The following is a 13,515-nucleotide window of genomic DNA, read 5'->3' on the forward strand; positions in this document are numbered from 1 at the left end:
TAAAGATGTGAAAACAAAAAAGCCTGACGCTAACTAAGCATCAGACTTCTTATGAGACCATATTTATTTTTATTGGAAAATAGGATATAGCTGATTAGACAATCGAGCAAATTCAGCAAGCGACAATGATTCTCCCCGTCGAGTAGGATCGATGCCCGCTTGTTCCAACGCTTCAATAATTTGCTCTTTATGCGCTTTTCCTTGTGGTAATTGATTCGTTAAATTATTTAAAATCGTCTTCCGGCGCTGAGCAAATGAAGCTCGTGTCACAGTAAAGAAGAATTTTTCACTCTCTACCTCTACCGCTGGCTTCTCTCTTTTTATGAGTTTGATCACTGCCGAGTCGACGTTTGGCTGTGGCATAAACACCGTTTTCGGCACGATAAATGCCGTTTCAGCCTCCATGTAATATTGAATCGCAATTGATAACGATCCATACGACTTTGTACCCGGACGAGCCGATATACGGTCCGCTACCTCCTTCTGCAACATGACAACAATCCCTTTTAACGGAATGTTTTCTTCAAGTAGCTTCATAATGATCGGCGTAGTCACGTAATATGGCAAGTTTGCCACGACCATTAAATCTTTCACATCGGTGAACTCTTCTTGTACAATACGAGCTACATCTGCTTTTAACACATCTTCATGAACGACTTTCACATTGTCATAAGGAGAAAGTGTATCAGCTAAAATCGGCAGTAGCCGTTGATCGATTTCAAAAGCCACTACTTTGCCGGATGTCCGCGCTAAATGTTCCGTTAAGGCTCCGATCCCTGGTCCAATTTCGATCGCTCCCGTGTCTTTCGTTAACTCTGCCGTTGCTGTAATTCGGTGTAAAATATTTGGGTCGATTAAAAAGTTTTGTCCTAAGCTTTTTTTGAAAGAAAATCCATATTTCTGTAGAATTTCCTTCGTACGCGTAGGAGTCGCAATGTCTTTCATTCATTTTCCTCCTGTAACACGTCTGTTAACGCTTCAGCAAATTGTTCTTTCGTAATTTGAAACATTAACAACCGCTTGTGCAACTGTTTGCCGTTAGTATAGCCAATTCGCAGCTTTTCGCCAAGCTTTTCTCTTCGTTCTTTCGCTTGTGCTCCACCGATTAATCCAGCATCTACCAAATCCTCTTTCGTAATTTGTTCTGCCGCTTCTTGCTCCATCAATTGTGCGTCCTTTAATGCTTGGCGAATCGCTTCGATGGATGCATGCTCCACACCAACACCTTTACCTCGTTTATGCAACGCTTGATGCTTCGGTAAAAAGGCATGCTTGCAGTTTGGTACATGTTCAGAAATAAATTTCCTAATCTTCTCTCCTGGAAAATCAGGGTCCGTGAACACGATCACCCCTCTAGCTTCTTGTGCTAGTTTGATTCTTTCAATGGTGGCCATATTCACTGCTGAGCCGTTCGTTTCAATCGTATCCGCATCAACGGCTCGTTTGATCGTAACCGTATCGTCCTTGCCTTCTACGACAATAATTTCTTTAATTTTCATTTCATGTCTCCTATGATTCGATGTGGAACAATTTCAATGCATTTTCATTAGTTGCTTTCGCTACTTCTTCATAGGAAAGGCCCTTTAATTCTGCAATTTGTTCCGCTACTAGCTTGACGAAAGCCGGTTCATTTCGCTTGCCGCGATAAGGGTGAGGAGCTAAATATGGACAATCGGTTTCAATTAACAAATTATCAAGCGGAATCTCTGCAGCAACTTCTTTTGGCTTTTTCGCATTTTTAAACGTCACTGGTCCGCCGAGAGAAATATAAAAGTTCATTTCGACACATTCCTTTGCTGTTTCGACACTGCCACTAAAGCAATGCATAATCCCTCCTACTTCACCGGCCTCTTCTTCTTTTAAAATAGCGACAATATCTTGTGTCGCCTCACGATTATGAATAATAATCGGTAGCTTCACCTTTTTCGCGAGGCGAATTTGTTGGCGGAACACTTCTTTTTGTACGTCTTTCGGTGATTTATCCCAGTGATAATCTAACCCCATTTCTCCAAGGGCGACCACTTTCGGATGCTTCGCCAATTGTTCTATCCAGCCAAGATCTTCCGTTGTCATATCAATCGCATCGACCGGATGCCAGCCGACACTGGCGTATAAAAAATCATGTTGTTCGACAAGTTCCATCGCTTTTTCAATCGTTGGGCGATCAAAGCCGACAACAATCATATTCGTGACACCGGCTTCTTTCGCGCGATGAATCACTTCTTCGATATCTTCATTATATTGTTCTGCATTTAAATGTACATGCGTGTCAAAAAGCATTCATTTCATCCTTTCTGAAAAGAAAAACATAGAAGTTCTCGTCGAATTTTTGTTCCACGTGAAACATTCTATGCTTTCAAAAAACAAAATTATTTAATCCGAGCACCATTCGGCAAAAATTGATCGACACTAGCTAATGATAATACACCATCTTTTTTACCAGCTAAGATCATTCCTTGAGAAAGCTCTCCGCGAAGTTTCACTGGTTTTAAGTTAGCAACGACGATTACTTTACGTCCAACTAGCTCTTCTGGTTTATAAAATTCAGCAATTCCTGAAACAACTTGTCGTTTTTCAAAGCCGAGATCTAATTGCAATTTCAATAATTTATCTGCCTTTTTCACTGGCTCTGCCGCAAGTACCGTTGCTGCACGCAAGTCAATGTTCATAAAGTCATCAATTGCAATTTCATCCGCAAGCTCCACATAAGGCTCTTCCTCTTTCTTCTCTTCCTTCACTGGAGCTCCTTGCATTTTCTCTTTAATAAAGTTTGTTTCCTCTTCTAAATCAAGTCGTGGGAAAATTGGTTGACCTTTTTTGACAACAGCTGTCCCCTCAGGAATCACACCAAATTGAGATAAGCTACCCCATGCTGTTAATTCTCCTTCTGCAATGGAAAGCTGTTCAAAAATCTTTTTCGGTGTTTGTGTTAAGAATGGCTGTAATAGCACCGCTGATCGTCTTAATGATTCAGCTAAGTGAACCATGACATGGCCCAGCTTTTCTGTTTCGCCTTCTTTCGCTAACACCCATGGCTGTGTTTCGTCGATATATTTATTCGTTCGGCTAATCAATTGCCAAACAGCCGATAACGCCACAGAGAACTCCATCTTCTCCATCGCCTCTTCGTATTTTTCGACCGTTTCTTTATTTGTTTGTAACAGTTGCTGATCAAATTCACCTTCTGATCCGTTATACGTCGGAATAACGCCATCGAAGTATTTATTGATCATCGCTACCGTTCTATTTAATAGGTTCCCTAAATCATTGGCTAAATCAAAGTTAATACGTTCAACAAAGCCCTCTGGTGTAAATACGCCATCTGAACCGAACGGCACTTCACGTAGCAAGTAATAACGAAGAGCGTCTAAGCCGTAACGATCGATTAATGTCACAGGGTCTACGACATTCCCTTTCGATTTCGACATTTTTCCATCCTTCATTAATAACCAGCCGTGGGCAAATACTTTTTTCGGTAATGGCAAGTCTAGTGCCATTAACATAATTGGCCAATAAATCGTGTGGAAACGGACAATTTCTTTTCCGACAAGATGAACATTAGCTGGCCAGTATTTTTTATACTTCTCCTCGTCATCTGTTCCATAGCCAAGAGCAGTAATATAGTTAGATAGAGCATCAATCCATACATAAATCACATGTTCAGGGTCCCCAGGCACTTTAACTCCCCAATCAAACGTCGTACGTGAAACGGCTAAATCCTCTAAACCAGGCTTAATAAAGTTGTTGATCATTTCATTTTTACGAGATTCTGGCTGAATAAATTCAGGGTTCTCTTCATAAAACGCTAATAATCGATCAGCATACTTACTCATTTTAAAGAAATAAGATTTTTCCTTTACTTTCTCAACTGCTCGACCGCAATCAGGGCAGTTACCATTTTCAAGTTGTCGTTCAGTGAAGAATGATTCACATGGCGTACAATACCAGCCTTCATATTCGTCTAAATAAATATCTCCTTGGTCTAGCAACTGTTTGAAAATCTTTTCGACAATTTTCTTATGACGTTCTTCCGTTGTGCGAATAAAATCATCATAGGAAATATCTAATTTTTTCCATAGTTCTTGTACACCTTCAACAATATGATCGACATATTGCTGTGGAGTCACGTTCGTTTCTTCCGCTTTGCGTTGAATTTTCTGACCGTGCTCATCTGTTCCTGTTAAGTACATCACATCAAAACCGCGCAGTCGCTTATAGCGAGCCATCGCATCACCAGCTACTGTCGTGTAAGCATGACCGATATGAAGATTACCACTTGGATAATAAATAGGTGTTGTAATATAAAATGTATTAGACTGATCCTTCACTTCCAAAACCTCCTATAGACATATAGATATTATATAGAAAAGCCCTCACCAGCGGTCGAGAGCTTCCATTTACACACACTGCCATACGGGCATTTACTATTAATTTTTACTAACATTTTACCTCTTTGATGAAATGAATATACACCGTTGGTAAAGAACCCACTCTCTTCATTTTCTCTTATTCAAGAGTAATTGTAAATATTTAATCTATGATTCTCTATTTAATTTTCCAAAAAAGAAACAACTCACTAATTTAGACCATATTCTCTTCACTTTTGTCGATAAAAGACGGGAATCTATCGTTTACTTAACGACAATTCGACAATTTTCTCTAAATGTTTTTACTTTTTTTTACACAACCCTTCAAAACCCTTATATATCAAGGATTTATCAACATTACATTTAATAGAAAAATTACATTTTCTTGTTGACGATCATGGGAAAGGTTGGTATGATATATTCATAAATAAAAAAAATGTCGAATAATGACGATAATAAGTAAACGACTAGTTTACTACAAAACTTATATTTTTGAGAGGAGAAGTGATTTTATTATGAAATCAACAGGTATTGTTCGTAAAGTAGATGAGTTAGGACGGGTAGTTATTCCAATCGAACTTCGCCGTACATTAGGAATTGCTGAGAAAGATGCATTAGAAATTTATGTAGATGATGAGAAAATCATCTTAAAGAAATACAAGCCAAGCATGACTTGTCAAGTTACTGGTGAAGTTTCTGACGACAACGTGAAACTTGCTGGCGGAAAATTAATTCTTAGCCGCGAAGGTGCAGAGCAATTAATGCAAGAAATCGCTGCTTCATTTGAGACGATCAAATAATTGATTCATAAAAGAAACGAGCCTTTATCGGGCTCGTTTCTTTTATTTATATTACAATTCGACATGATACGACTGATACACATCTCTTTTTGGTAAGTCGCGATCTTTTGCCACTTGTTTAATGGCTTCTTTAGAGGACAAAGATTGTTCATGTATGTAATGGTCGACATGCTCAACGATCGATAAACTCATCCACCACTGTTCGCCTTCTTCTTCCTCCACTTCAGCATTGCCTTCAACAATTAAGCAAAACTCTCCTAAAATATCCTCTTCTTTTGACCAGTGAATAGCTTCTGTAATTGTTCCGCGCAAAAACTCTTCAAACTTCTTTGTCAGCTCGCGGCATAATACAATTTTCCGCTGTTCACCAAGCACTTCTGCCATCGCTTGAAGCGTATCTTTCAGTCGATGAGGCGATTCGTACAGAATAAATGTATCATGGCTCTTATTCAGCTGAGCTAGTTCTGCTTTCTTTTCTTTTTTGTTTCGACTTAAAAAGCCATAAAAGTAAAAAGGTTGTGGTGCTAAGCCAGAAGCAATCAATGCCGTTAACGCCGCGTTCGCCCCAGGAAGCGGCACCACAGTGATTCCTTTTTCAATCGCAGCGACAACAAGTTCAAAGCCTGGATCAGAAATAGAAGGCATTCCAGCATCACTGACAAGAGCAATCTTTTCTCCTTGAAGGACTCTTTCTAACAGCGCTTTTCCACTTACTTCTTTATTATGCTCATGATAGCTCGTAATTGGCGTGGAGATCTCAAAATAGTTACAAAGCTTCTTCGTATTTCTTGTATCTTCTGCTGCGATCACATCCGCTTCTTTCATCATGCGAATCGCTCGAAAGGTCATATCTTCTAAATTACCAATCGGAGTAGGGACTAAATAAAGCATCCCTGCTTCTTCATTCGCAAAGCTTTTTTGTTTATTAATCATTTTGATGTCCCCCCTTTTGTAAGTAGTCCATTTTCTGCTTTCTCGTTAATTGCTTGAAAGCATATTCCGCTCGCATCGCTTCAGTAACGGTATGATACGTTTCAAAATGAATGAGGTGCACGGGCCCTCTTCCGCGTGTATACTTCGCTCCTTTACCAGCATTATGTGTGTTTACACGCTTTTCTATATTCGTTGTATACCCACCATAAAAAGAACCATCTCGACACTCTAACACATAAAAATAATGATTATTGCTCGTTTCCATATAACATCTCTCTAATTTCTTCCGTATATTCACCTTGTTGATCGTATATATACAAAGGTGGCAATATTTTAATATCAGTTGCCCCGCCTTTCAACCCTTCAATCAATACTGTATTCGCTTCTTTTCCTTGCCTTGGATAGACAAAACGAAGCCGCTTCGGCTCAAGACGATACTTTCGCATCAACGTTACTAAATCGAGTAGTCGGCCAGGACGATGAACAAATGCTGCCTTTCCACCTTGCTTTAATAACTGACTACTTGAACGAATGCAGTCCTCAAGCGTACAGCATATTTCATGACGAGCAATGGCCAAATGCTCATTCAGGTTAATAATCTCACGAGATGATGATAGAAAATAAGGAGGGTTACATGTGACGAGACTATGTTTTTCACGCCCTAACATACTTGGCGCGTCCTTCAAATCACCATGAATCATCGTAATCTGATCTTTTAATTTATTATATTCCATATTTCGAATCGCCATATCATAAAGTCGTTCTTGTATTTCTACTCCTGTAATTGGCATTTTCGTCTTAGCACTCATCAGTAAAGGAATAACGCCGTTTCCTGAACAGAGATCAATAATCGACCCTCTCTTTAATGGAATTGAAGCAAATCTAGCAAGAAGCACCGCATCTAATGAAAAGGCAAACACAGTTGGACTTTGGATAATTCTCAAATTCTCTGCCAACAAGTAGTCTAGCCTTTCATCGCCTTTCAATGTGACCATTCTTTTTCCTCCATTATGCCAAGTGTATAAAGTGAAACTTCAATCAGTGTGGGTTTTCTTCATCCCCCACTGATTGTTAGTTGAACCAATCGGGCATTTACGGGCTGTTGATCCCCACCTACACATCTGTGCTTCTTTCTGCCATGTTGAGGTGGGGGGTCTTACAGCCCGTTAATGCGGGATAAAAATAGAGACTGCCCCTCGACAGGCCTTATCTTCTCATGCGCAGAAGTTTTGGCACTGGCCTTTTGGACAGCCTCGATACATTCATTATTTTTTATTTAAAAACGATAAACAAAACAAGCAATCTTCGTCTTTACGTGGACTACCAAAATGAACATTGCAAATGTGAAACCCTTCTTGATACAGCCTAGCGAGATTGTCGTAACCTTCTCCAATATCCATCAATTTTGAAGGACTTGCGTTGTTATTTTCTCCACTTTTCCCTTGAGCTACTTGCCTTCGAGAAAATTCTAGCTCTTCTAACCTACGTCGCAAGTTTTCATTTTCAAGCTTTAATGAGTTGTTCTCTTCTAATATTTCTGCCAAACTCTTTTTCAAATCACCGAGCCGTTTATACAATTGACCAATTTGTAGTTCCATATCGCTGACTGAATCGAAGAACTCTTTTTTATCCACTCATTCCACCCCATTACTCTGTGGCTTGTGCTGAAATGGCACCTTCTGTCGTAATTTCTTCCATCGTAAATTCAAGCACTCGCTCTTGTTCGAATACTTCAACTTGAAGAACTCGTTCTAAAATATTTAACCCCACTACTTTTCCAAAGCCATGAGGGGTATTTACTTTTTCACCGACATCTGGAAGGATTTCTTTCGCCGCTTCATATTCATCATTCTCATATTTCAAGCAACACATGAGCCTGCCACATAAGCCTGAAATTTTCGTGGGGTTTAATGATAAGTTTTGATCTTTTGCCATTTTGATGGAGACTGGTTCAAAATCACCCAAAAATGTTGAACAGCAAAGCATTCTGCCACACGGACCGATTCCTCCGAGCATTTTCGCTTCATCGCGAACACCAATTTGGCGAAGCTCGATTCTCGTCCGAAAAATAGCAGCTAAATCTTTCACTAGTTCTCGAAAATCCACTCGTCCGTCAGCTGTGAAATAAAAAATTACTTTATTGCGATCAAATGTATATTCTACATCTACAAGCTTCATATCTAGCTTATGTTCGATAATTTTTCCGCAACATACTTCAAAAGCTTCTTCCGCCGCTAATTTATTTTCTTCTACGATGAGACGATCTTTTTGGTCAGCGACGCGAATCACTTTCTTCAAAGGAAGAACAATATCCTCTTCCTCCACTTTTTTCATTCCGACAACCACTTGTCCATGTTCGACGCCTCTAACTGTTTCAACGATCACATGTTCGTTTTTCTCAATTTTCAGCTCGACTGGATCAAAATAATATATTTTTCCCGCTTTTTTAAAGCGGACTCCTACTACATCATACAAAGGATGCTCCCCCCTGTAAATTCAACACAAGCTGTTCCATCAACAATTGTGGATTCATATTGGCATCAAGCTTGCGCTTCGCCTCTAAAATGGCTGTCATTTGCTCTGTAATGCTTTTGGCAGAAGATTGTAGAGCGCTGTGTTTAAGTAATGCAAGCTGATCCGGGAAAGCAAGACCCGTTTCTTTTCCTGTCTGCAACGATAGCAAATCTTTGAACAGTAGCAATAGCAGATCAAGCGCTTGGTTAACTTGTTGTTTATCTTTAAAATGCCCATTAAAGTCCTCTTGTAATTTCACCATTGCTTCTAGTGGATTTTTTTGAAGGACTTCATATAATTTTAACACTATTGTACGTGACTGTGCAAACCACTCTTCATGACTTAATTCGAGTGCTTGTTGAAAATTATTAGTTAACTTAGCCACTAAAGAAGCCATGGGTACAGAAATCCCTTCTTCTATTAACTTACTTTGAAGAAGTTCGGATGGTAACGGCTTGAACACAAGAAGTTGACAACGAGAAATAATCGTGGGCAGTAAGCGCTGAACTTGCTCAGTCAATAATAAAGCAACGGTATCAGCGCTCGGTTCCTCTAAAAACTTCAGCAAGCTGTTCGCAGCACTGGCTGTCATCTTATCCGCATGCTGAATGATATAAATTTTCTGCTTCGCTTCTACCGCTGTTTTACTAAATTCCTGCTGCAAAAAAGTAATTTGCTGTTTTTTGATCGATAAGCCATCTGGTTCAAGATAATGAACATCCGGATGGTTCCCACTTTCAATTCGGCGACAGCTGTTGCACGCTTCACAAGCCATTATTCCATCTTCTTCACAAAGCAAGCTTTTCGCAAAAAACAGCGCCGCATTTTTCTTCCCTGTTCCTTGGTCACCTTCAAAAATATAAGCATGGGCTACCCGCTCTTTTTCTAGGCTATTCGTTAACATTCTGAGCACCACCGGCTGTAATTCACTCAATTCTTTCCATACCTCAGACATGTACATCCCTGCCTACGTATATAAATTAATAATTAATCCTTTAATTTCTCCTATTTGCCCGAGTAGATCGACCGATTTCTTCTCTTTGTTTAAGACATCTTCCGTTAATTCAATTAATTTCTCATCAATCGTCTCAACGATCTTTAATTTTCGACCTTCTCCAAACTGATTCCATGTATGAGAATTTTTCAAATTCATGCCAAACTCAACGGTTTCTCGAACAAATCGGCGGACAAGCGTTTTATACTTCGCTAAATCTTGAAATGTTCGGGAATGAGCTAGTCGCTTTCCCGCTCCTTCAATATCCGTTAACAGCCGCTGGATTTGATCCGTTTTTAACTGTTCTCCTTGTTGTTGAACGATCGTGGAAAATTTAGATTGTCCATTTGAACTAAGCTTTTGATCTTTTCGCAGCTTGTCGATATTAAAATGTATGTCTTTTTCAATCTTCATATGAGCTATCCCCTATTAAAATTGATGAAATTGTTCTACTGGCAAGACAAATACGGTGGCTCCACCTACAGGTACTTCAATCGGGTAAGGGACATACGAATCCGCATTTCCCCCCATCGGTGATACAGGTGCCACCATTTGATCTCTTGATTGACAATTTTCTTTAATGATTTCTAAAGCTTTATCAAGGCGAATGTCATCCGTTCCAATAATAAACGTCGTATTCCCCGCTTTCAAAAAACCACCGGTCGAAGCGAGTTTCGTCGCTCTAAAATTATGATCAATTAAGGCTTGTGATAAGCGATGACTATCTTGGTCTTGCACAACCGCTAAGATTAATTTCATCATTTCCGCCTCCTCTTTCCGATTCTACTTCTCTCATTATACCAAGAAAATGAAGCAACCGCAGAGAAGAAAACAAAATTTAGATGATCTTAACTATTGCTCGGTAGATCTAATTCGCTCTAAAATACAAGTCATGCTTTCGTGGAACACTTCTTCAACAGATGCTTCTGCATTGATTTTGACAATTCGCTCTGGAAACCTTTCGCTTAAAAGCAAATATGCTTCTCTCACCTTTTCATGAAAGTGAAGCGATTCTAAATCCAGTCGATTCACTTCCCTTTCTTCATGAGCATTAATTCGGGCTAACCCCACTTCTGGCTGGACATCAAACAATAATGTTAAATCTGGCATCACATCGTCTACAGCGAAGCGATTGATTTCAAATACTTCCTCCATCCCAAGTCCTCTTGCATATCCTTGATAAGCAAGCGAGCTATCAATAAAACGATCACAAAGCACGATGTCTCCTCTTAATAGTGCAGGCATGACTTTTTCCACAAGATGCTGCCTTCTTGCGGCCGCATATAAAAGCGCCTCTGTCCGTCCATCCATCTCCGTATTGTTTTTATTTAAAATAACCTCACGAATTTGTTCAGAAATAGAGATGCCACCAGGTTCGCGCGTCCCAGTCACACGAAACCCTTCTTCTTCAAGCTGCTTAATTAGCCTATACATCATACTCGACTTTCCAGCTCCTTCAGGCCCCTCAATCGAAATAAATAACCCTTTTCTCATCCTGTAACCTCCAAAACATGAACTAACTTTATTAATATGTTTAAGCTTGAGATGTTCGATACACCGCAATCCGCTTTGTATTTAATTGTTGACCTCCTTGAATATGTACATGCTGTGCGAGCAAATTAGTCAAAGTAGCTATCTGCTCGAATGCTATTTGTTCTCCTGCGATTAGTAAAGGTATTCCTGGTGGATAAGGAATCACCGTCTCTGCCGCAATTTCACCAACTGCTTCAGTCAAAGGTATCCATACTCGAGGAAGCTTTTCTTGCTCCTTATAAGAAATCATTAACATCGAAGTCTTTTTTAAAGACGATGTATAATCGATAACTTCGCAAGCAGACGGTTTGTCATATAAAGTGAGCCCATCAATTTTCCGCTTGGCTAGCTCGATATAATCGCTACTTCCTGCTTTCAACAAAGGTAACGTACATAGCACTTGTGAAGCGTCTGAGAGCTCTGAATAAACCCCTGCCGCTTCTAAATGGCTTTGAAGCTCATATCCTGTATATCCTTGTTTTCGCAGCAGTAATTTCAAAGGATCATCCGGTAGTAAAACCTCCAGTCCTTTTCCTTGTAATCGCTCAGCCAAAATAGTTTTCATTTCTAGCGTAAAAGCTACATCCTCATAAGAAAACCCTGCTAGAAACGCCCGTGCTACATCCAAAGAAGCCATAATAGGATAAGATGGACTACTAGACTGCAATGCCTGTAAATAAAACTCCAGCTTCTCCAACGACACTCTAGACGAATTCATATGCAAAAAGGACCCCATTGTCATCGCCGGCAACATTTTATGAGCCGAATGCACAACAAGATCCGCTCCCCATTGTAATGAACTATTAGGAAATGGCTCTCCTAAAACAAAATGTGGTCCGTGGGCTTCATCAACTAATACAAATGAGCCATTTTCCTGCGCAACCTTGATCACCTGTTCAATGTCTGTAGCCATCCCATAATAGTTGGGATACGTTAACACGATTGCCTTCACTGAGTCATATTGTTTATATGCTTGTTCAACCGTATCTAAACTGACACCACTCGCTACCTTGAAGGAAGCATCATACTCAGGCTCTAAAAATACAGGTGTCACCTTTGCTAGCTTACATGCATTTAAAATTGACTTATGACAATTACGCTGAACAAAAATGAGGTCACCCTCTTCACAAACAGATAAAACCATTGCCAAATTTCCAACCGTACTGCCATTCACTAAAAAATAACTTTTCTTCGTTTGATACAAATCTATTAATAGTCGTTGAGCCTCTTCAATACATCCTTCGGGAGAATGAAAATCATCCAAATCTGAGATTTCCGTCTGATCATACGCCAAAAATTTATAAAAATCCGCAGCAACGCCATCCATCCACACTTGTCCGCCTTTATGTCCAGGAACGTGAAAAGATAGCGTTTTCTGATCGATATGTCGCTGCAGAGCTTCCATAAGCGGAATACGTTCTTGATTCACTATAGATCCTACCCTTTTCTATACTTTTCTACTAGCCTACCATACAATTCTTACGAAAAAACAGAGGAGATTCTAATTTTTCTCAATTTCCTTACAAAGTGAACATAAGCCTCTTCTTCTGGTTCCGTTTGAAGCACTTTTCTTTCGCATTCTTTACATATAAAAGCTTGATAAATATAAATACCTTCTTGCTTACTTTGTTCACAGACCATACAAATATGATCCACCATCTTTTTTGGCATATTCTCCACCTCCTACTTGGTAGTATTTCCACTTTTTCTTAAAATATGCGAATCTATTGACTTCCTAGTGCATGATTTTCTCATACAAAAAAAGAACAGCCTGAGCTGTTCTTTTTGTTGGTGCCTGGCAACGTCCTACTCTCACAGGGGGAAACCCCCAACTACCATCGGCGCTGAAGAGCTTAACTTCCGTGTTCGGTATGGGAACGGGTGTGACCTCTTCGCTATCGCCACCAGACTATGAAGTTTGAAAGAATTGTTCTTTCAAAACTGGATAATAAGTATTGTAACCTTGCAAATCGCCTATTGGTGTATCTATTTCTAGCTCCGGCTCCTAGACATTCGAGTCAAATAACCTGTCGCTTACAAGACTAACGTCTTTGCAGCGCCAGAACATTTGCTTGTCATGTCTGAACAGTTGCCTCTGCTTTATTGGTTAAGTCCTCGATCGATTAGTATTCGTCAGCTCCACGTGTCGCCACGCTTCCACCTCGAACCTATCTACCTGATCATCTTTCAGGGATCTTACTAGCTTGCGCTATGGGAAATCTCATCTTGAGGGGGGCTTCATGCTTAGATGCTTTCAGCACTTATCCCGTCCGCACATAGCTACCCAGCGATGCCTTTGGCAAGACAACTGGTACACCAGCGGTGCGTCCATCCCGGTCCTCTCGTACTAAGGACAGCTCCTCTCAAATTTCCT

16 protein-coding genes, 1 rRNA gene and 1 other annotated feature are annotated in these 13,515 nt (G+C 40.0%); of the genes, 1 reads left to right on the top strand and 16 read right to left on the bottom strand.

The features are described from left to right. Window positions 1–69: 69 nt before the first annotated feature. From rsmA to metG, 4 genes are all read right to left on the bottom strand, one after another. On the bottom strand, window positions 70–945 hold the full coding sequence (gene rsmA, locus CEF22_RS00195) for a 16S rRNA (adenine(1518)-N(6)/adenine(1519)-N(6))-dimethyltransferase RsmA (RefSeq protein WP_100401262.1): 876 nt from the start codon (window positions 943–945) through the stop codon (window positions 70–72). After that, window positions 942–1,499, bottom strand: a complete 558-nt coding sequence (gene rnmV / locus CEF22_RS00200) for a ribonuclease M5 (RefSeq protein WP_095479496.1) — start codon at window positions 1,497–1,499, stop codon at window positions 942–944. Before rnmV ends, rsmA begins: the two co-directional genes overlap by 4 nt. A gap of 10 nt (window positions 1,500–1,509) precedes the next feature. Beyond that, a complete protein-coding gene (locus CEF22_RS00205) occupies window positions 1,510–2,280 on the bottom strand; it encodes a TatD family hydrolase (RefSeq protein WP_100401263.1) in 771 nt (256 codons plus the stop codon). Window positions 2,281–2,369: 89 nt separating this feature from the next. Further along, window positions 2,370–4,328 (bottom strand): methionine--tRNA ligase, encoded by a 1,959-nt coding sequence (metG, locus tag CEF22_RS00210; RefSeq protein ID WP_100401264.1) that lies wholly within the window; start codon window positions 4,326–4,328, stop codon window positions 2,370–2,372. A 554-nt stretch (window positions 4,329–4,882) separates the two neighbouring features. Between metG and CEF22_RS00215 the strand changes: the two genes are divergently transcribed. After that, window positions 4,883–5,167, top strand: coding sequence for an AbrB/MazE/SpoVT family DNA-binding domain-containing protein (locus tag CEF22_RS00215; RefSeq protein ID WP_100401265.1), 285 nt, complete (start codon window positions 4,883–4,885; stop codon window positions 5,165–5,167). Window positions 5,168–5,218: 51 nt separating this feature from the next. Here the strand turns inward: CEF22_RS00215 and rsmI are convergent, their stop codons facing one another. From rsmI to rrf, 12 genes are all read right to left on the bottom strand, one after another. Next, window positions 5,219–6,097 (bottom strand): 16S rRNA (cytidine(1402)-2'-O)-methyltransferase, encoded by an 879-nt coding sequence (gene rsmI, locus CEF22_RS00220; RefSeq protein ID WP_100403858.1) that lies wholly within the window; start codon window positions 6,095–6,097, stop codon window positions 5,219–5,221. After that, window positions 6,093–6,365, bottom strand: a complete 273-nt coding sequence (locus CEF22_RS00225; protein WP_095479499.1) for a GIY-YIG nuclease family protein — start codon at window positions 6,363–6,365, stop codon at window positions 6,093–6,095. The genes rsmI and CEF22_RS00225 overlap by 5 nt, the downstream gene beginning before the upstream one ends. Further along, the gene (locus CEF22_RS00230) at window positions 6,349–7,095 is read right to left on the bottom strand and encodes a tRNA1(Val) (adenine(37)-N6)-methyltransferase (RefSeq protein ID WP_100401266.1); all 747 of its coding nucleotides are present in this window, start codon (window positions 7,093–7,095) and stop codon (window positions 6,349–6,351) included. Before CEF22_RS00230 ends, CEF22_RS00225 begins: the two co-directional genes overlap by 17 nt. A 270-nt stretch (window positions 7,096–7,365) precedes the next feature. After that, window positions 7,366–7,734: a DNA replication initiation control protein YabA gene (yabA, locus tag CEF22_RS00235; RefSeq protein WP_100401267.1), complete on the bottom strand. Its 369-nt coding sequence runs from the start codon at window positions 7,732–7,734 to the stop codon at window positions 7,366–7,368. A 13-nt stretch (window positions 7,735–7,747) separates the two neighbouring features. Next, a complete protein-coding gene (locus CEF22_RS00240; RefSeq protein ID WP_100401268.1) occupies window positions 7,748–8,575 on the bottom strand; it encodes a PSP1 domain-containing protein in 828 nt (275 codons plus the stop codon). Then, complete coding sequence (holB, locus tag CEF22_RS00245) at window positions 8,568–9,569, bottom strand: DNA polymerase III subunit delta' (RefSeq protein WP_100401269.1); 1,002 nt, start codon at window positions 9,567–9,569, stop codon at window positions 8,568–8,570. The genes CEF22_RS00240 and holB overlap by 8 nt, the downstream gene beginning before the upstream one ends. A 12-nt stretch (window positions 9,570–9,581) precedes the next feature. Continuing rightward, window positions 9,582–10,022: a YaaR family protein gene (locus tag CEF22_RS00250; RefSeq protein WP_100401270.1), complete on the bottom strand. Its 441-nt coding sequence runs from the start codon at window positions 10,020–10,022 to the stop codon at window positions 9,582–9,584. Window positions 10,023–10,037: 15 nt separating this feature from the next. Continuing rightward, on the bottom strand, window positions 10,038–10,367 hold the full coding sequence (locus CEF22_RS00255) for a cyclic-di-AMP receptor (protein ID WP_094835030.1): 330 nt from the start codon (window positions 10,365–10,367) through the stop codon (window positions 10,038–10,040). Window positions 10,368–10,460: 93 nt separating this feature from the next. Further along, entirely contained in the window at window positions 10,461–11,102 is a 642-nt protein-coding gene (gene tmk / locus CEF22_RS00260) for a dTMP kinase (RefSeq protein WP_100401271.1), read from the bottom strand. 40 nt (window positions 11,103–11,142) lie between these two features. Then, window positions 11,143–12,570 (bottom strand): aminotransferase class I/II-fold pyridoxal phosphate-dependent enzyme, encoded by a 1,428-nt coding sequence (locus CEF22_RS00265; RefSeq protein ID WP_232726029.1) that lies wholly within the window; start codon window positions 12,568–12,570, stop codon window positions 11,143–11,145. Window positions 12,571–12,620: 50 nt separating this feature from the next. Then, entirely contained in the window at window positions 12,621–12,812 is a 192-nt protein-coding gene (locus CEF22_RS00270) for a sigma factor G inhibitor Gin (RefSeq protein ID WP_100401272.1), read from the bottom strand. Window positions 12,813–12,934: 122 nt separating this feature from the next. Next, window positions 12,935–13,050 (bottom strand): 5S ribosomal RNA (rrf, locus tag CEF22_RS00275). A gap of 206 nt (window positions 13,051–13,256) precedes the next feature. After that, window positions 13,257–13,515: a sequence feature (23S ribosomal RNA rRNA prediction is too short), on the bottom strand.

Origin of the sequence: Bacillus sp. FJAT-42315 (genome assembly GCF_002797375.1) — a bacterium.
Lineage (GTDB): Bacteria > Bacillota > Bacilli > Bacillales > Domibacillaceae > Bacillus_CE.